Below are 15,779 nucleotides of genomic sequence, written 5' to 3'. Positions count from 1 at the left end.
CAGCCAGTCTAGCCCAGCCCGGCGCGGCTGGATAGGGGCCGATCAGTCGTCGCCTTCCTCATCCCCGTCGCCGTAAAGCGGCTCCATCTGGGCGACGATCACCGCGTTCTCGTTAAGCGCGCGGTCCATCAGGGCGCGCTCCTCCTCGGGGATCTCGTGGCCCTCGGCCAACCGCTCGTCGATGCTGCCGTGGCCGGTGACCTCGATCGGCGCCAGCCCGGCCTGTTTCAGGATGGCGACGGTCTCTCGCACCGCCTCCTCCTCGGTCACGCCCGAGGCATAGCAGACCAGCGCCGCGCCGCTGGCGCCCTCGGGCAGGCCGTCATCCGCGGCGCGGCCGACCTCGACCAGAAGCGTATAGACCTGCTGGGCCATGGCTTTTCCTTTGCTGCATTTTCGCGTCATATCGCCCGAAACCGGAGGGAGAGACAATGAGCAAGAGCTTGAAACGGGTGCAATCGGCACTGCAGGCGGCCGGCCTGGCCGTCGAGATCCGCGAGACCGACGACAGCGCCCGTACCGCCGAGGGCGCGGCGGCGGCGGTCGGCTGCGCCGTCGACCAGATCGCCAAGTCGATCATCTTTCGCGGCGAGACGACCGGCCATGTCGTGCTGTTCCTGACCGCCGGCGGCAATCGCGTCGATCCGGCCAAGGCGACCGCGGTGGCCGGGCAAAGCCTGGGCAAGGCCGATGCGGACCTGATCCGGGCCGAGACCGGCTTCGCCATCGGCGGCGTCGCGCCGGTCGGGCACCTGCGGCAGGTCCAGGCCTGGCTGGATCCGCGCCTGCTGGAATTCGAGACGGTCTGGGCGGCGGCCGGGACGCCGCGCCACGTCTTCGCCATCGCGCCGGGGGAACTGGCCCGCATCACCGGGGCAACGCAGGCGGATTTCACCGCCTGACCTGAAAAGGGGCGGGAAGGCCCGCCCCGTTTCCGCTATCCGGCCACTGCCCGGTAAAGCCAGATCAGCACCACCGCGCCGATCAGCCCGGCAACGCCCTGTGCAAGCCAGCTGCCGGCCTGGGCGTTCAGCCCGACCAGACCCAGAAGCGCATTGCCGACGATGGCGCCGACGATGCCCAGGATGACGTTGAGGATGAGCCCCGTATCCGCCTTCATGATGCTGCTGGCGACCCAGCCCGCAAGACCGCCGACGATGATCGCGGCCAGCCAACCCAAACCCTGCATGTGAAACTCCGCTTTCAGGATCCCTGTGCGGGATGAACGCAGTGGCGGCGCTTGGGTTTCACGCCGGACTCACGCAAGGGTGAGTCCGGTGCAGGGCTGCAACAGGTCAGTCGCGCAGCAGCTCGTTGATCGAGGTCTTGGAGCGGGTCTGCGCATCGACGCGCTTCACGATCACCGCGCAGTAAAGGTTCACGCCATTCTTCGACGGCAGCGAGCCGGCGACCACCACCGAACCGGCCGGAACCTCGCCATACATGACCTCGCCGGTCTCGCGGTCGACGATCTTGGTGGACTTGCCGATGAACACGCCCATGCCCAGGACCGAGCCCTCGCGCACGATGCAGCCCTCGACCACCTCGGACCGGGCGCCGATGAAGCAATTGTCCTCGATGATGGTCGGGCCGGCCTGCATCGGCTCCAGCACGCCGCCGATGCCGACGCCGCCCGACAGGTGGACGTTCTTGCCGATCTGCGCGCAGGAACCGACGGTGGCCCAGGTGTCCACCATGGTGCCCTCGTCGACATAGGCGCCCAGATTCACGAAGCTGGGCATCAGCACCACGCCCTTGGCGATATAGGCCGAGCGGCGCACGACGCAGTTCGGCACGGCGCGGAAGCCGGCGGCCTGCCATTGCGCCTGGCCCCAATGCGCGAACTTGCTGTCCACCTTGTCCCACCAGGTGCCGCCCTGCGGGCCGCCCATATGCACTTCCATGTCCTTCAGGCGGAAGCCCAGCAGCACGGCCTTTTTCGCCCATTGGTTGACATGCCAGTCCTGGCCGCGCTTTTCGGCCACGCGCAGCTCGCCCTTGTCCAGCGCCTCCAGCGTCGTCTCGACGGCGTCGCGCGTCTCGCCCTTGGTGGCGGGCGTGATCTGGTCGCGGATCTCCCAGGCGGATTCGATGGCGGCTTCAAGGGCGTCATTCGACATGGTCTGGCCTCTCTCGGGTGGAAACTGTTGCCCAAGGGCTATAAGCCGGGGGCTGCGGCCGCGCAATGTGCGGCAGTTCGTGCCAGAGGTTTGGATGAGAGAAGAAGACGACCGCCACCATCCGTTTCGCGACAGCCAGCAGGACGTGGCGGCCGCCCGCACCCTGCCCGACACGCCCCAGACCCGGGCCCCGGCCTATCGGCTGGCCTTCACCGACAACGAATTCCTGCTGCGCGAGGAATTGCGCCCGGTCCGGCTGCAGCTGGAACTGCTCAAGCCCGAGATGATCATGGATGCCCGCGGCATCCGCTCGACCATCGTCATGTTCGGCGGCTCGCGCATCCCGGCGCCCGAGCAACGCGAGACGGCGCGCACCCCGACCCTGGCCGCGCTGTCGCATTACTACGAGGAAGCCCGGCGCTTCGCCCGGCTGATGACCGAGCGCAGCCTGGAAAGCTATGGCGTCGAAAACGTCATCTGCACCGGCGGCGGTCCCGGCGTGATGGAGGCCGGCAACCTGGGCGCGCATGAAGCCGGCGGCATCTCGATCGGCCTGTCCATCGTCCTGCCGCATGAACAGGCGCCGAACGCCTATGTGACGCCGGACCTGTGCTTCAACTTCCACTATTTCGCCATCAGGAAGATGCATTTCCTGATGCGCGCCCGCGCGGTGACGGTGTTCCCCGGCGGCTTCGGCACGCTGGACGAGACCTTCGAGGCGCTGACGCTGATCCAGACCGGCCGCATGAAGCGGGTGCCTTTCATCCTGTTCGGCCCGGAATTCTGGCACCAGGTCATCAACTGGCAGGCCCTGGCCGATGCCGGCACCATCAGCCCCGAAGATCTAGAGCTGATGAGCTTCGTCGAGACCGCGGACGAGGCGGTCGAGATCATCGACAGATGGGTGACCCCCTGCCCCTGACGGGCGTGCCGGGCTGCGGCCTTGCACCTTGTCGCGAGGCGCATCGGCGGCGGCTTGGCCAAGCGGCACCATGAAAGGCCCGGGCCTCTGGCACGGATGCGCTGCGTCGCCGGCCACGGACAGGGCGGCCGAGAGCATCGGCCGATGCCGGCCCCTCTGTCGCGCCGAGGGACGTGTCTTGGGCAGCGCCTTTCAGCACGGCGCCGGCGGATGCGGCAAGATCAGCCCGAAGATCTGGGGGTGATGAGCGCGCCGCAGACCACGGACGAGGCGGGCGAGAACATCGGCCGGCCCCCTCTTGCCTCTGCTGCCACCCTGAAGAAGCGCCATCGCCGGCAAGGCGGCCAAGCCACCCGTCATTTCGGCCACCAGGCGATGAAATCATGCAGGCCGACGCTGAGCGGCGGTCCGTTGGCGCCGCGCCGCGCCGCCGGGTCGCCGGCGGATGGCTGCGCCTGGGCCGCGCCCTCGCGATAGATCGCATAGGTCAGTTCGGGGCACATCTCGGGCTCGGGCTGGTCCGCGACGGCACGCACCATGATGGTGCCGCGCCTGAGCGCGCGCAGGAACGCCTCGTCATCGCCATAGATGGCGGTCAGGAACGTGATCACCCGGGCGCGGAACACGGCGCGGTCCTGCGGCCCGTCGGCATCGTCCGGGGCCGGTCGGGCCGACCTCTGCGGTGGGCGAGCGCGGGCCTCGGCCCGCCGGGTCCGGCCGACGCCGTCGCGGCCCAGTTGCACATCCTTGCTGGCGGCGGCGATCTCCTCGACCGGTGGCAGCCGGGGCGGCGCCTGCGCGACAAGCGGGGCCTCGGCGGTTCTGGCGGCAGGGGCCGCGACGGCGCCGGCCCGGCTTTGGATCTGGTTGGCGACGGGAATCATGCTGCACCCGGGGACTGGTTATGGAATGGTTCCATCATAGCCGGGAAAGCCGGATCTTCACCGGCCCGACGCCGATATAATGCCTAAAATCTTAGGTATTCCAGCATTTTGATCCGGGAAGTCATTCCCGATGATACGGGCTGCCGGCCAGAATGGTGGTGGCGCGGTAGATCTGCTCGGCCAGCATGACCCGGACCAGCATGTGCGGCCAGACCATGCGGCCGAAGCTGATGGCCAGCTCGGCGCGGTCGCGCAGGGTCGGGTCGATGCCGTCCGCGCCGCCGATGACGAAGGCCACGTCGCGGGCCTGGTCGCGCCAGCCGGCGATCCGTGCGGCCAGTTCGGGCGAGGACAGCATCTGCCCGCGCTCGTCCAGCACGACCGTGGCGGCGCCTTCAGGAATGGCTTTCAAGAGCAGCGGCGCCTCGGCGGCCATGCCACCGCCGCGCTTGTCCTCGACCTCGGCCAGGGTGACGGGGGGCAGGCCCAGGCTGCGGCCCGCCTTGGCATGACGGTCGAGGTAATCGGCGATCAGCTTCGCCTCGGGGCCCTGCCGCAGCCGCCCGACCGCGGCAATGACCATGCGCATCCTAGTTCCGGGTGCCGCGGCTCTCTTCGGCCGCGTGATCGGCACGCATCCGGTCCAGCGTCGCCGAGCGCAGCGCGTCGGCGGGCATCCACATCTTCTCGAGCTGGTAGAACTCGCGCACTTCGGGGCGGAAGACATGGACGATCACGTCGTCGGTGTCGATCAGCACCCAATCGCCGGTCTCCTTGCCCTCGATCCGGGCGGTGCGGCCGGTTTGCTGCTTCAGGCGTTCGACCAGCTTCTCGGCGATCGAGGCCACCTGGCGCGCGTTGCGGCCCGAGGCGATCACCATGTGATCGGCCATGGCCGAACGGCCGCGCAAGTCGATGGTCACGACTTCCTCGGCCTTGTCGTCGTCGAGAGAGGCTAGAATGCGGTCCAGTAGCTGATCGCTCGTCAGCCCGGGCTCCGCGGTGGTCGCAGCCGGCGCAGGGGCCGGCGAGACGGAATTGGACAGGGGTTCATCCTCCGGTCATCGCGCCGATCTCCCCCGGCGCAGGGGCCTTTATAATGTAGCACGGAATCGCGCCCGCTCAATGCGGCGGCAGCGGATTTCTGGGCGCATCCCGGGGCAGGCAGGCCGCAAGCGGCAGATTTTCCGCGTGATCCGGGCATTGGGCCAGCCCGACGGGCCAGACCAGGTGCCGGCTTTCCAGTTGCGCCAGTTCCCGCGCCCGCTCGGCCGGCGTATGCGCCAGATAGACCGCCAGCGTGAAGGCGGCCACGCCGAACAGCGGCAGCGCCCGCAGGATGAAGCGAATCAGCATGGTCGGTCCTTTCCGTATCCCTGGGCGGAAAGATAGGCGGCGTTCTTCAAGATGGAATTAACAGCCCCGTGTGGCGATATTGAACGCGGGCCGAAATCGGCGTAATACTGCCCACATGCGAGGATTCGTCTATTTCGACATTCACGACCGCGCCCGCCTGCCGGGCCGGTTCTACGGCGAAAGCCTGTCCGTCACCGCCCGACTTTGACGGGAGCGGGCGCTTGCGCGCGCCCCGCCGCAGGCCGCGGCACCCTCCTCCGCCCTTTCCCAGCTAGTCTTCCAGAAAAGAGACAGCCATGACCGGCAACACCAATGCGGGCACGCCCCGCACCCTCTACGACAAGATCTTCGACGCCCATGTGGTCGAGCGTTCCGACGACGGCACCTGCATCCTCTATATCGACCGGCATCTGGTCCATGAAGTGACCAGCCCGCAGGCCTTCGAGGGCCTGCGCATGGCCGGCCGCAAGGTCCACTCGCCCGAGCGCACCATCGCCGTGCCGGACCACAACGTGCCCACCACCGCCGACCGCGTGAACGGCATCGAGAACCCCGAGGGCCGCATCCAGGTTGCCGAGCTGGACAAGAACGCCCGCGAATTCGGGCTGAACTATTACCCGATGAACGACATCCGCCAGGGCATCGTGCATATCGTCGGCCCGGAACAGGGCTGGACCCTGCCCGGCATGACCGTGGTCTGCGGCGACAGCCACACCGCGACCCATGGCGCATTCGGCGCGCTGGCGCATGGCATCGGCACTTCGGAGGTCGAACACGTCCTGGCCACCCAGACGCTGATCCAGAAGAAATCCAAGAACATGAAGGTGGAAATCACCGGCAAGCTGCGCCCGGGCGTCACCGCCAAGGACATCACGCTGGCGGTGATCGGCAACACCGGCACCGCCGGCGGCACCGGCTATGTCATCGAATATTGCGGCGAGGCGATCCGCGACCTGTCGATGGAGGGCCGCATGACCGTCTGCAACATGGCAATCGAAGGCGGCGCCCGCGCCGGCCTGATCGCGCCGGACGAAAAGACCTTCGCCTATTGCATGGGCCGCCCACACGCCCCGAAGGGCGCCGCATGGGAAGCCGCGATCAGCTGGTGGAAGACGCTGTTTTCCGACGAGGGCGCGCATTGGGACAAGGTCGTCACCATCCGCGGCGAGGACATCGCCCCGGTGGTGACCTGGGGCACCTCGCCCGAGGACGTGGCGGCGATCACCGACCGCGTCCCCGCCCCCGAGGATTTCGAGGGCGGCAAGGTCGAGGCAGCGCGCCGCAGCCTCGACTACATGGGCCTGAAGCCCGGCACGCCGCTGAACGAGGTCAAGATCGACGCGGTCTTCATCGGCTCCTGCACCAACGGCCGGATCGAGGATCTGCGCGCCGCCGCCGGCATCCTCAAGGGCCACAAGCTGGCGCCGGGGGTGCGCGGCATGGTGGTGCCCGGCTCGGGCCTGGTGCGGATGCAGGCCGAGGAGGAGGGTCTGGACAAGATCTTCACCGATGCCGGCTTCGAATGGCGGCTGGCCGGCTGTTCGATGTGCCTGGGCATGAACCCCGACCAGCTGGCGCCGGGCGAGCGCTGCGCCGCGACCTCGAACCGCAATTTCGAGGGGCGCATGGGCCGCGGCGGCCGCACGCATCTGATGTCGCCGGTGATGGCGGCGGCGGCGGGCATCAAGGGCCACCTGACCGATGTGCGCGAACTGCTGGCGGAAACCGTCTGATGCTTCGGGCGGGGCCCCTAGCGGCCCCGCCGCAAAAGCAGCAAGGCGTTGACCGCGATCAGAAACAGCCCGGCATTCTCGAACCAGAAGTTGAAGGCCAGGTTCGCGAAATCCAGGCTGAGGAGCCTGTCGACATGATGAAAGCCCACCGCGCGCACCAGCACGAAGCCGCAGAGCACGGCCAGCCCCAGCAGGGCCAGGCCGTTGCGGCGCATGTGCCCGCGCAGGGCCTTCGTCGCCCAAAGCAGCGCGATCACCACGCCCAGCACCAGCCCGGCGATGAAGGCCAGCTGCACCAGCCAGCGGTTGTCGTACCAGCCCTGCGCCCGGGCCATGCAGCGCCCGGTGGCGGTCAGCGCCGTCTGCAGGTCAAGCTGCTTGTTCAGCGCCAGGAACGCCATCAGCGCGGCGATTGCCAGCCACAGCCCGCGCGCCGCGCCGGCCGGCCGGCGGCGCAGCACCTTCACCGCCAGGAACAGGCACAGAAGATACGAGAGCACCGTCAGCCAGCCGGTGATCTCGGGATCGCCCATCTGCGGCGTCCAGTCGCGCGCGATACAGGCGCGCAGGGCGGCGAAACTCGAAAACCCGAAATACATCTACAAGACCCGCATAGCCATGGCGCCAGGCGCCGCTCGGGTCTCGGTTAACGGGCGCACGCGCCCCAAGTCAATTCTGCGAGGATCAAGACATGGACAAGTTCACCACCCTGACCGGCATCGCGGCACCCATGCCGCTGGTCAATATCGACACCGACATGATCATCCCGAAACAGTTCCTGAAGACGATCCACCGCTCGGGTCTGGGCAAGAACCTGTTCGACGAGATGCGCTTTGACGCCGAAGGCAACGAGAATCCGGATTTCGTGCTGAACCAGCCGGCCTGGCGCGACGCGCAGATCATCGTCGCCGGCGACAATTTCGGCTGCGGTTCGTCGCGCGAACACGCGCCCTGGGCGCTTCTGGACTTCGGCATCCGCTGCGTGATCTCGACCAGCTTCGCCGACATCTTCTACAACAACTGCTTCAAGAACGGCATCCTGCCCATCGTCATGCCGGCCGAGGTGGTGCAGGTGCTGATGGAGGATGCGAAGAAGGGCGCCAATGCCCGCATGACCGTGGATCTGGAAAACCTGACCGTGACCACCTCGGACGGGCAGAGCTTCCCCTTCGAGCTGGACCCGTTCCGCCGCCACTGCCTGCTGAACGGGCTGGACGATATCGGCCTGACCATGGAGAAGGCCGGCGCCATCGACACGTTCGAGACCCAGATGGCCCAGAGCCGCCCTTGGGTATAAGGGCGCTGGCCGGGGCGGCGCTGATCGCCGCCCTTGGCGTTCACGCACAGGCGGACCCCTTGCGGATCGCCACCTACAGCCCCGACCTGTCGCGCGACGGGCCGGGGCTTCTGTTGCGCGACCTCGGCCGCCGGGATGCGCAGGTCGCGGCGGTGACCCGGGTCATCGCCGAGACCCGGCCCGACATCCTGCTGCTGACGGATTTCGACTGGGATTTCGACGGCGAGGCGCTGGACGCCTTTGCCGCGCTGCTGGCGCAGGCGGGGCTGGACTATCCGCACCGTTTCGCGGCGCGGCCGAATTCCGGCATGGCGACCGGGCTGGACCTGAACGCCGACGGTCGGCTGGGCACGGCCGACGATGCGCAGGGTTTCGGTGCGTTCACCGGACAGGGCGGCATGGCGATCCTGTCGCGCCATCCCATCGGGCCGGTGACCGATTACACGGAATTTCTGTGGCGCGACCTGCCCGGCAATCTGATGCCGCCGCTGCCCGAGGCGGTGGCGGCGATCCGCCGCCTGTCCTCGACCGCGCATTGGGACGCGGTGATCACGGTGGCGGACCGGCCGCTGCACCTGCTTGCCATGTCCGCGACGCCGCCGGTCTTCGACGGGCCCGAGGATCTGAACGGCCGCCGCAACCATGACGAGCTGGCCTTCTGGCTGCACCACCTGCCCGAAGCGCCCTTCGTGCTGGCCGGGAACCTGAACCTCGACCCCGAGGACAGCGAGGGGCGACCGCAGGCGCTGGCCCGGCTCATGGCGCAGGTCGCCGACCCCCTGCCCCGCAGCCCCGGCGGCGCGGCAGCGAAGGGCGGGGTGAATGACGGCCACAAGGGCGATCCGGGGCTGGATAGTGGCGACTGGCCGAACGACCAGCCGCCGGGCAATCTGCGCGTCGATTACGTCCTGCCCTCCCGGGGCCTGAAGCTGCTGGGCGCGGGCGTGGTCTGGCCCGCCGAGGGGCCGCTGGCCCAGGCCGCGCTGACGGCATCCGCGCACCGGCTGGTCTGGGTCGATCTGGACTGGCCGCCGGGACCGTGATCACGGGCCGCGACCGGGACGCCCCCTCCCCTGCCCCGGCATCTTCTGCGTTGGCCAAATACCCATGCGATAGCGCCGCGCCGCGATTCCGCTTGCCGCCCATGCCGCATCGCGGCTAGCATATGGCCGTATCGGTGCCCCTTCGGGGGCCAAAAGGGAATGCGGTGCGGTCCTGGACATCCGGGGCCAAATCCGCAGCCGCCCCCGCGACTGTGAGCGGAGAGCGGACGTCCATCATGCCACTGGCCATCCGGCCGGGAAGGCGGGCGTCGGCCTTGACCCGCAAGCCAGGAGACCTGCCGATGCATGGAACCGCAACGTCGTCGGGTTGGACGACCAAAGGAAAGGGTCAAGGATGACCGCAAGATCCGCAACCGCCGCCGGCGCCAGCCGCGCCTCGGTGCTGTTTCCCGCCATCGCCACCTTCGCCATCGGCTTCGGGCTGATCTTCATGGCCGGGCTGGTGCAGGCCGAGACCCTGCATGACGCCGCCCATGACGTGCGTCACGCCACCGGCTTCCCCTGCCACTGACATGTTCTCGCGCATCCTGACCAGCGGATTGATCGCTGGCGCTGCAACGGGGCTGATTGCCGCCCTGTTGCAGCTTTGGTTCGTGCAGCCGGTGTTGCTGCATGCCGAGCTTTACGAATCCGGGCAGCTGGCGCATTTCGGCGCCGAACCCGTCAGCGCGCACCAGGATCTCGGCGCCTTCGAATGGACCCGCAACGGGCTCTCGGTGCTGTTCACCATGCTGGTCTATGCCGGTTACGGGCTGATGCTGGTGGCGCTGATGGCGGTTTCCGAATCGCAGGGCAATGCGGTCACCGCGCGGCAGGGCCTGCTCTGGGGCCTTGCCGGCTACCTGACCATGCAGCTCGCCCCCGCCTTCGGCCTTGCGCCCGAGGTGCCGGGCGTCGCCGCCGCCGAGGTGCAGCTTCGCGCCATCTGGTGGCTGGGCACCGCCATCGCCACCGGGCTGGCGCTGTGGTTGGTCGCCTTTGGCAAGGGCTGGGCAGCCTGGGCTGTCGCCGCGGTGCTGATCCTGGCCCCGCATCTGATCGGCGCGCCGCAGCCCGGCAGCTATGCCGGCCCGGTCCCGCCCGAGCTTTCGGCCGAGTTCGCCGGCCGGGCGCTGGGGGCCGGGGCCATGGCCTGGGCGCTGCTCGGCCTGCTGGCCGGCTGGTTCTGGCAGCGCGAGGGTCAGCGGGCGGCTGTTCCGCAGCCCGCCTGATCCGGTCGGAAAACTCCTCCGGCCGGGCACAGACCGTGCCCGGCCCTTCCATGAACCGGGGGCCAGACATGGATCGTTCGATCCCGATGCTGCTGATCGGCCTGATCTTCGGCGGCGGGCTGGGTTTCGTCGTCGCCGCGGCCAACGGCATTACCCTGGACGGCCACGACCATGGCGCAAGCGGCCATGGCGCGGCCGCCGCCGGGGCCAAGACGCATGACCACGGCGCCCCGATCGACCTGCCCGCCGGCAGCGCCACCGCCTCGGCCCGGCTGGAACCCGACAGCGTCTCGGGCTGGAACCTGTTCCTGCAGCTGCAGGGCTTCTGCTTCGCCCCCGACCATGCCGGCCTGACCCACCGGACGGGCGAGGGGCACGCGCATCTTTACCTGAACGGCACCAAGATCGCCCGGCTCTACGGCCCGGCCCGGCATCTCGACGCGCTGGAGCCCGGCGACCGGCTGCGGGTCGAGCTGAACGCCAACGACCACCGGCCGCTGACCGTCTCTGGCCGGCCCCTCGCCGTCGAGCTGACCGTGCCCGACCGCCCGGTCGCCATCCGCGCCGGGGCCGAGGGCCTGCCCGACAGCGCCATCTGCGCGGTACCGTGATGGAGTTCGGCGCCGAAGACCGTGCCGCCCTGGACCGCATCCTGCGCTGGCGCCGCGACGTGCGGCATTTCCGCGAGGACCCGATTCCCGAGCCGCTGCTGGACGCGCTGCGCGCGGCAATGGAACTGGCGCCCTCGGTCGGCAATTCCCGGCCATGGCGGGTGATCCGGGTCGAAAGCCCCGGCCTGCGCGCCGCGATCCGCGCCGATTTCCTGCGCTGCAATGCCGAGGCCGCCACCCGCTACCAGGGCCGGCAGCGGCAGGAATATGACGCGCTGAAGCTGGCGGGGCTGGACCGCGCCCCGGTCTGGCTGGCGGTCCTGACCGAGATCGACCCGGCCGAAGGCCACCATCTGGGCCGCGCCACCATGGCCCGGACGCTGCAGCAATCCACCGCCATGGCGATCCATACGCTGTGGCTGGCGGCGCGGGCGCGCAACCTCGGCCTCGGCATGGTCTCGATCCTCGATCCGGCGCGGATCACCGCCTTGCTGCAGGTGCCGGAAAGCTGGGAGTTCAGCGCGCTGCTCTGTCTGGGCTGGCCGGATTTCACCGACGACACCCCGCTGCTGCACCGCTCGGGCTGGCAGGAAAACACCGCGGCGGACTGGCAACGCCGCTAGCCCCGCCGCATCGGGCGGGGCTGCCCCCGGTTCAGGGCTGCCCCCGGTTCAGGGCTGCGAGGTGGCCGGACCCATGGGCTGGCCGTTGACGGTGACGGGGCCGCCGCCCTCGGGCATCTGGATGTCCCAGACATTCTCGCCGCTGGCGCCGGGCTTGGCCATGGCGCGGGCCATGCGCAGCATCATCAGCGGCTGGCCGGCCTCGTCCGGCGGGGCGGCGGCCAGCGCCGCCTCGACCTTGTCGAGCCCGGTCGCCGAGATCAGCGCCGAGCCGGAGGGCACCGCACCCGGACCGGCCGCGACATCGGCGCGATAGTCGATCCGATAGCCATCGCCCTTGATCTGCGAGGGCGCGAGTGTCAGCGCCGCCTTGCCCTGCGGCAGCAGCGCCGCCTGCACCTGCTCGGGATCCAGCTTGGCGAAGGGGTCCTCGGCCGCCAGGTCGACCGCCTCGATCAGCATCTTCGCCGGCGCCGCCAGGTCGAATTCCGAGGCGGTGAAGTCCAGCGTCACCTCTTGCGGCAGGATCGGCGCCACCCAGGAGGGCAGCACGCCCTCGGGCACGCTGAGGCCCGCCAGCGCCACCTGCTCCTGCAAGCGGCCGTCGGCGGTGACCCCGGACATGCCGACCATCAGCCTGGCCGAGGCCAGTCCGAACTCGCCCAGCGGCGTGCCGACCCTGAGATCGCGCAGCGCCGCATCCATCGACAGTTCGTCCCACAGCGGCATGGCCGCGCTGACCCGGTCGCGCAGCGCCTCCTGCGAGCCCTTGATCAGCTCTTCCGAGGGATGGGCGACGAACCAGGCCAGCAGGGACAGCACGCCCTCGGTGCGGGCGCCGGTGATCTGGCCGCTGCCGTCATAGCCCGGGGCGGTGACCCGGATCTGCACCGGCTCACCGCCCGGAATCATCACGATGTCCTGCGTCTGCTCCAGCCCTTCGGCGGTGAAGCGCATGGCCTGATCGACGCCGCCGGCCTTGCCCGCCGCGCCGCTCAGGGACATCTCCATCCGCGCGGTGCGCTGGTGATCGCGCGACACGACCTGCGGCTCCTCGGGCATTGGTTCGGACGCGGCGCCAGCCTCGGGCGCGGGCGGCGGCAGCGGCGGCGCATATTGCACCGAATCGATGACATAATCCGTCATCACCGCCTGCTGCTCGCGGAAGCTCATCAGCGATTCATCCCAGATGCCGGTCGATTCGATCCTGGTCGAGCCCTTCTGCTCGAAGGTCTTCGGCACCACCACCGACCAGCTCAGCACCTGGTCCTCGCTGACGCCCCAGCTGCCGTCGCCATTGTCGGTCAGCCGGTAGGTCAGGGCCGAGATGCTGATCTGCGCCTGCTCGGCGGGAATCTGCGCCAGAAGCGGCGCCGGGTCGATCTTCAGCTCATAGCTTTCCCCCTGCGGGGTGACGCTGACCACCCCCGCGGTGCCGCCGAAATAGGTCTGGAAAACGCCGCGCAGCCGTGCCGCCCCTTCCTCGGTGGCGGGCACCGCCCAGGCCGCCGAGACCGGGCAGATGGCCAGCAGCGCAACAAAGCCTTGCCTCAAAAACATGTCTGAATATTCCTTTGCACTCACTCGTGATCTTCTTGCAGAAAACTCCGCGACGCACAGATGACAGCAGGCGGGTCTAGAATTCCACCCCCGGCTGCGCCTTGATGCCGTCGCGGAACGGGTGCTTGACCTGTTCCATCTCGGTCACCAGATCGGCCGCCGCGATCAGGTCCGGTTTCGCATTGCGGCCGGTCAGCACCACATGCGTCAGCGGCGGCTTTTCGTCGCGCAGGAAGGCCAGCACCTCCCCGAGGTCAAGGTAGTCATAGCGCAGCGCGATGTTGATCTCGTCCAGCAAGACCATGCGGATGGACGGATCGCGGATCAGCGCCTTGGCCTTGTCCCAGCCGGCGCGGGCGGCGGCGATGTCGCGCGCCTTGTCCTGCGTCTCCCAGGTGAAGCCCTCGCCCATGGCGTGGAACTGGCACAGATCGGCGAAATGCCCGGTCAGCAGCCGCCGCTCGCCGGTGTCCCAGCCGCCCTTGATGAACTGCACCACCGCGCAGGGCATGCCATGGGCGATGCAGCGCAGGATCATCCCGAAGCCCGAGGAGGACTTGCCCTTGCCCTTGCCGGTATGGACGATGACCAGCCCCTTCTCGCCCTGCTTGTCCTGCATCATCCGGTCGCGGGCGGCCTTGATCTTCGCCATCTTCTCGGCATGGCGGGCATTGTCGTCGGTCTGCATCGGGCACTCCTTCGCTTGACAAGTCGGGACCGGGCGCGCACAGACAGGGGGCGCTGGTTCCTGTCCTATGACAGGCGAAGAGGGAATGCGACAGGCAACCGCCTGAAAGCAGCCGCCCCCGCGACCGTGACCGGAGAGGTCGCCCCGAGGCCACTGGCGAAAGCCGGGAAGGCGGGGCGGCCGTGGGCCAAGGCCCGAATCCGCAAGCCGGGAGACCTGCCAGCGCAGAAGGATCGACCGGCGGACGGGGTGTTCCCGCTGGGGCTTGGGGCATTCCGTGCCCCTGCGCCCTGCCGCCACAACGGATGAAGGGTGCATGACCGTCACGTTGCATGTTTGCGTCACCTGCCGCGCCGGCCAGCCGGTGCCCGAGGGCGAGCCGGTGCCCGGCGCGCGGCTGCATGACGCGCTGACCGCCGAAAGCGCGCCCGACGGCGTGCGCATCGTCCCGGTCGAATGCCTTTCGGCCTGCGCCAGCGGCGCGGCCATCGCGCTCTCGGCGCCGGGCCGCTGGACCTATGTCTATGGCCGCATGTCGGCCGCGGACGCGCCCGAGATCCTGGCCGGCGCCGCCGCCTATGCCGACGCCCCGGACGGCATCGTGCCCTGGCGCGAGCGCGTCACCATTTTCCGCAAGCGCAGCCTCGCGCGCATTCCCCCGATCGGATAACAGATGAGCGACCTGACCAAGACCCCCGTCACCGTCATCACCGGCTTTCTGGGGGCCGGAAAGACCACGCTGATCCGCCACCTGATGCTGAACCCGCAAGGCAAGCGGCTGGCGGTGCTGGTCAATGAATTCGGCACCATGGGCGTCGATGGCGAGATCCTGAAATCCTGCGCCGACGCGAACTGCCCGGCCGAGAACATCATGGAACTGTCGAACGGCTGCATCTGCTGCACCGTCGCCGACGATTTCATCCCGACGCTGGAACGGCTGATGGCGATGCCGGTGAAACCCGACCATATCCTGATCGAGACCTCGGGCCTGGCGCTGCCGAAACCGCTGTTGAAAGCCTTCGACTGGCCGGCGATCCGCTCGCGCATCACCGTGGACGGCGTGATCGCGCTGGCCGATGCCGAGGCGGTGGCCGCCGGCCGCTTTGCCCCCGACGAGGCCGCCGTTCAGGCCCAGCGCGAGGCCGACGAAAGTCTCGACCACGAAACGCCCCTGTCCGAGGTATTCGAGGATCAGATCGCCTGCGCCGATATCGTCCTGCTTTCCAAGGCCGATCTGGCCGGCGATGCGGGCCTTGCCGCCGCCCGCGCGGTCATCGAGGCCGAGGCCCCGCGCAAGCTGCCGATCCTGCCCTTGACCGATGGCGTGATCGACCCACGGGTGATCCTTGGGCTGGGTGCCGCAGCCGAGGACGATCTGGCCGCCCGCCCCAGCCATCACGACGGCGCGGACGATCACGAACATGACGATTTCGATTCCGTGGTGATCGAGCTTGCCGAAATCGCCGACCCCGCCGATCTGGCCGACCGCATCACCCGGCTTGCGCGCGAACAGAACATCCTGCGGGTCAAGGGCCATGTCGCCGTCGCCGGCAAGCCCATGCGCCTGTTGGTGCAGGCGGTGGGCGAACGCGTGCGCCACCAATACGACCGGCCATGGGGCGCCGCGCCCCGCGCCTCGCGCCTTGTCGTGATCGCCGAGCATGACGACATCGACGAGGCCGCGATCCGGGCGGTTCTGGCGGCCTGACG

General features: G+C 68.9%; 21 protein-coding genes and 2 riboswitches. Of the genes, 11 read left to right on the top strand and 10 right to left on the bottom strand.

Annotated elements, in window-relative coordinates:
* Window positions 1-42 precede the first annotated feature (42 nt).
* The gene (locus tag ACFOMP_RS15690; RefSeq protein ID WP_379032192.1) at window positions 43-375 is read right to left on the bottom strand and encodes a hypothetical protein; all 333 of its coding nucleotides are present in this window, start codon (window positions 373-375) and stop codon (window positions 43-45) included.
* Between the two features lie 56 nt (window positions 376-431).
* Here ACFOMP_RS15690 and ACFOMP_RS15685 point away from each other — a divergent pair, with 56 nt between their 5' ends.
* Window positions 432-902 carry a YbaK/EbsC family protein gene (locus tag ACFOMP_RS15685; RefSeq protein WP_379032189.1) on the top strand — a complete coding sequence of 157 codons (471 nt, stop codon included), beginning with the start codon at window positions 432-434 and terminating at the stop codon, window positions 900-902.
* A gap of 35 nt (window positions 903-937) precedes the next feature.
* Here ACFOMP_RS15685 and ACFOMP_RS15680 read toward each other — a convergent pair whose 3' ends face one another.
* Together ACFOMP_RS15680 and dapD are read right to left on the bottom strand one after the other, a co-directional pair.
* Window positions 938-1,189, bottom strand: a complete 252-nt coding sequence (locus tag ACFOMP_RS15680) for a GlsB/YeaQ/YmgE family stress response membrane protein (protein WP_019352404.1) — start codon at window positions 1,187-1,189, stop codon at window positions 938-940.
* Between the two features lie 106 nt (window positions 1,190-1,295).
* Entirely contained in the window at window positions 1,296-2,120 is an 825-nt protein-coding gene (gene dapD, locus ACFOMP_RS15675) for a 2,3,4,5-tetrahydropyridine-2,6-dicarboxylate N-succinyltransferase (RefSeq protein WP_019352405.1), read from the bottom strand.
* 94 nt (window positions 2,121-2,214) lie between these two features.
* Between dapD and ACFOMP_RS15670 the strand changes: the two genes are divergently transcribed.
* The gene (locus ACFOMP_RS15670; RefSeq protein ID WP_289892895.1) at window positions 2,215-3,042 is read left to right on the top strand and encodes an LOG family protein; all 828 of its coding nucleotides are present in this window, start codon (window positions 2,215-2,217) and stop codon (window positions 3,040-3,042) included.
* 356 nt (window positions 3,043-3,398) lie between these two features.
* On the opposite strand, the gene ACFOMP_RS15665 is transcribed toward ACFOMP_RS15670, so the two are convergent.
* The 4 genes from ACFOMP_RS15665 to ACFOMP_RS15650 form a co-directional block, all read right to left on the bottom strand.
* Window positions 3,399-3,926, bottom strand: coding sequence for a hypothetical protein (locus tag ACFOMP_RS15665; RefSeq protein ID WP_379032184.1), 528 nt, complete (start codon window positions 3,924-3,926; stop codon window positions 3,399-3,401).
* A 121-nt stretch (window positions 3,927-4,047) separates the two neighbouring features.
* The gene (rlmH, locus tag ACFOMP_RS15660; RefSeq protein ID WP_289892893.1) at window positions 4,048-4,515 is read right to left on the bottom strand and encodes a 23S rRNA (pseudouridine(1915)-N(3))-methyltransferase RlmH; all 468 of its coding nucleotides are present in this window, start codon (window positions 4,513-4,515) and stop codon (window positions 4,048-4,050) included.
* Window position 4,516: 1 nt separating this feature from the next.
* Window positions 4,517-4,972, bottom strand: a complete 456-nt coding sequence (gene rsfS / locus ACFOMP_RS15655; protein ID WP_379032250.1) for a ribosome silencing factor — start codon at window positions 4,970-4,972, stop codon at window positions 4,517-4,519.
* A 76-nt stretch (window positions 4,973-5,048) separates the two neighbouring features.
* Window positions 5,049-5,282, bottom strand: a complete 234-nt coding sequence (locus ACFOMP_RS15650) for a hypothetical protein (protein ID WP_289892892.1) — start codon at window positions 5,280-5,282, stop codon at window positions 5,049-5,051.
* 296 nt (window positions 5,283-5,578) lie between these two features.
* Here ACFOMP_RS15650 and leuC point away from each other — a divergent pair, with 296 nt between their 5' ends.
* Window positions 5,579-7,015 (top strand): 3-isopropylmalate dehydratase large subunit, encoded by a 1,437-nt coding sequence (gene leuC / locus ACFOMP_RS15645; protein WP_379032180.1) that lies wholly within the window; start codon window positions 5,579-5,581, stop codon window positions 7,013-7,015.
* 17 nt (window positions 7,016-7,032) lie between these two features.
* On the opposite strand, the gene ACFOMP_RS15640 is transcribed toward leuC, so the two are convergent.
* Window positions 7,033-7,614 carry a hypothetical protein gene (locus ACFOMP_RS15640; RefSeq protein ID WP_289892890.1) on the bottom strand — a complete coding sequence of 194 codons (582 nt, stop codon included), beginning with the start codon at window positions 7,612-7,614 and terminating at the stop codon, window positions 7,033-7,035.
* Between the two features lie 92 nt (window positions 7,615-7,706).
* Here ACFOMP_RS15640 and leuD point away from each other — a divergent pair, with 92 nt between their 5' ends.
* The 6 genes from leuD (at window position 7,707) to bluB (ending at window position 11,821) form a co-directional block, all read left to right on the top strand.
* Window positions 7,707-8,312: a 3-isopropylmalate dehydratase small subunit gene (gene leuD, locus ACFOMP_RS15635; RefSeq protein WP_019351763.1), complete on the top strand. Its 606-nt coding sequence runs from the start codon at window positions 7,707-7,709 to the stop codon at window positions 8,310-8,312.
* Window positions 8,303-9,355 carry an endonuclease/exonuclease/phosphatase family protein gene (locus ACFOMP_RS15630; protein WP_379032176.1) on the top strand — a complete coding sequence of 351 codons (1,053 nt, stop codon included), beginning with the start codon at window positions 8,303-8,305 and terminating at the stop codon, window positions 9,353-9,355. The genes leuD and ACFOMP_RS15630 overlap by 10 nt, the downstream gene beginning before the upstream one ends.
* Before the next feature lie 115 nt (window positions 9,356-9,470).
* Window positions 9,471-9,673, top strand: a riboswitch (cobalamin riboswitch).
* 37 nt (window positions 9,674-9,710) lie between these two features.
* Window positions 9,711-9,887: a CbtB domain-containing protein gene (locus tag ACFOMP_RS15625; protein ID WP_379032173.1), complete on the top strand. Its 177-nt coding sequence runs from the start codon at window positions 9,711-9,713 to the stop codon at window positions 9,885-9,887.
* 1 nt (window position 9,888) lies between these two features.
* Window positions 9,889-10,587 (top strand): CbtA family protein, encoded by a 699-nt coding sequence (locus ACFOMP_RS15620; RefSeq protein WP_379032170.1) that lies wholly within the window; start codon window positions 9,889-9,891, stop codon window positions 10,585-10,587.
* A 68-nt stretch (window positions 10,588-10,655) separates the two neighbouring features.
* Window positions 10,656-11,198: a hypothetical protein gene (locus tag ACFOMP_RS15615; protein WP_379032167.1), complete on the top strand. Its 543-nt coding sequence runs from the start codon at window positions 10,656-10,658 to the stop codon at window positions 11,196-11,198.
* Complete coding sequence (gene bluB, locus ACFOMP_RS15610; protein ID WP_379032164.1) at window positions 11,198-11,821, top strand: 5,6-dimethylbenzimidazole synthase; 624 nt, start codon at window positions 11,198-11,200, stop codon at window positions 11,819-11,821. The genes ACFOMP_RS15615 and bluB overlap by 1 nt, the downstream gene beginning before the upstream one ends.
* Window positions 11,822-11,869: 48 nt before the next feature.
* Here bluB and ACFOMP_RS15605 read toward each other — a convergent pair whose 3' ends face one another.
* Window positions 11,870-13,381, bottom strand: coding sequence for a hypothetical protein (locus ACFOMP_RS15605; RefSeq protein WP_379032161.1), 1,512 nt, complete (start codon window positions 13,379-13,381; stop codon window positions 11,870-11,872).
* A gap of 76 nt (window positions 13,382-13,457) precedes the next feature.
* Window positions 13,458-14,069, bottom strand: coding sequence for a cob(I)yrinic acid a,c-diamide adenosyltransferase (cobO, locus tag ACFOMP_RS15600; protein WP_379032158.1), 612 nt, complete (start codon window positions 14,067-14,069; stop codon window positions 13,458-13,460).
* Between the two features lie 37 nt (window positions 14,070-14,106).
* Window positions 14,107-14,307: riboswitch (cobalamin riboswitch) on the top strand.
* 78 nt (window positions 14,308-14,385) lie between these two features.
* Between cobO and ACFOMP_RS15595 the strand changes: the two genes are divergently transcribed.
* Window positions 14,386-14,739, top strand: a complete 354-nt coding sequence (locus tag ACFOMP_RS15595; protein WP_379032155.1) for a DUF1636 family protein — start codon at window positions 14,386-14,388, stop codon at window positions 14,737-14,739.
* Window positions 14,740-14,742: 3 nt separating this feature from the next.
* On the top strand, window positions 14,743-15,777 hold the full coding sequence (gene cobW, locus ACFOMP_RS15590; protein WP_379032152.1) for a cobalamin biosynthesis protein CobW: 1,035 nt from the start codon (window positions 14,743-14,745) through the stop codon (window positions 15,775-15,777).
* Window positions 15,778-15,779: the final 2 nt, after the last annotated feature.

Source organism: Paracoccus simplex (assembly GCF_042648325.1).
GTDB lineage: Bacteria > Pseudomonadota > Alphaproteobacteria > Rhodobacterales > Rhodobacteraceae > Paracoccus > Paracoccus simplex.
The sequence above is the reverse complement of the archived record's forward strand: the minus strand, read 5'-3'. Positions and strand labels throughout refer to the sequence as shown.

Coding starts and splice junctions, on each gene's coding strand:
- ACFOMP_RS15690 (WP_379032192.1), bottom strand. CDS start 375: ATGGCCCAGCAGGTCTATACGCTTCTGGTCGAGGTCGGCCGCGCCGCG.
- ACFOMP_RS15685 (WP_379032189.1), top strand. CDS start 432: ATGAGCAAGAGCTTGAAACGGGTGCAATCGGCACTGCAGGCGGCCGGC.
- ACFOMP_RS15680 (WP_019352404.1), bottom strand. CDS start 1,189: ATGCAGGGTTTGGGTTGGCTGGCCGCGATCATCGTCGGCGGTCTTGCG.
- dapD (WP_019352405.1), bottom strand. CDS start 2,120: ATGTCGAATGACGCCCTTGAAGCCGCCATCGAATCCGCCTGGGAGATC.
- ACFOMP_RS15670 (WP_289892895.1), top strand. CDS start 2,215: ATGAGAGAAGAAGACGACCGCCACCATCCGTTTCGCGACAGCCAGCAG.
- ACFOMP_RS15665 (WP_379032184.1), bottom strand. CDS start 3,926: ATGATTCCCGTCGCCAACCAGATCCAAAGCCGGGCCGGCGCCGTCGCG.
- rlmH (WP_289892893.1), bottom strand. CDS start 4,515: ATGCGCATGGTCATTGCCGCGGTCGGGCGGCTGCGGCAGGGCCCCGAG.
- ACFOMP_RS15650 (WP_289892892.1), bottom strand. CDS start 5,282: ATGCTGATTCGCTTCATCCTGCGGGCGCTGCCGCTGTTCGGCGTGGCC.
- leuC (WP_379032180.1), top strand. CDS start 5,579: ATGACCGGCAACACCAATGCGGGCACGCCCCGCACCCTCTACGACAAG.
- ACFOMP_RS15640 (WP_289892890.1), bottom strand. CDS start 7,614: ATGTATTTCGGGTTTTCGAGTTTCGCCGCCCTGCGCGCCTGTATCGCG.
- leuD (WP_019351763.1), top strand. CDS start 7,707: ATGGACAAGTTCACCACCCTGACCGGCATCGCGGCACCCATGCCGCTG.
- ACFOMP_RS15625 (WP_379032173.1), top strand. CDS start 9,711: ATGACCGCAAGATCCGCAACCGCCGCCGGCGCCAGCCGCGCCTCGGTG.
- ACFOMP_RS15620 (WP_379032170.1), top strand. CDS start 9,889: ATGTTCTCGCGCATCCTGACCAGCGGATTGATCGCTGGCGCTGCAACG.
- ACFOMP_RS15615 (WP_379032167.1), top strand. CDS start 10,656: ATGGATCGTTCGATCCCGATGCTGCTGATCGGCCTGATCTTCGGCGGC.
- bluB (WP_379032164.1), top strand. CDS start 11,198: ATGGAGTTCGGCGCCGAAGACCGTGCCGCCCTGGACCGCATCCTGCGC.
- ACFOMP_RS15605 (WP_379032161.1), bottom strand. CDS start 13,381: ATGTTTTTGAGGCAAGGCTTTGTTGCGCTGCTGGCCATCTGCCCGGTC.
- cobO (WP_379032158.1), bottom strand. CDS start 14,069: ATGCAGACCGACGACAATGCCCGCCATGCCGAGAAGATGGCGAAGATC.
- ACFOMP_RS15595 (WP_379032155.1), top strand. CDS start 14,386: ATGACCGTCACGTTGCATGTTTGCGTCACCTGCCGCGCCGGCCAGCCG.
- cobW (WP_379032152.1), top strand. CDS start 14,743: ATGAGCGACCTGACCAAGACCCCCGTCACCGTCATCACCGGCTTTCTG.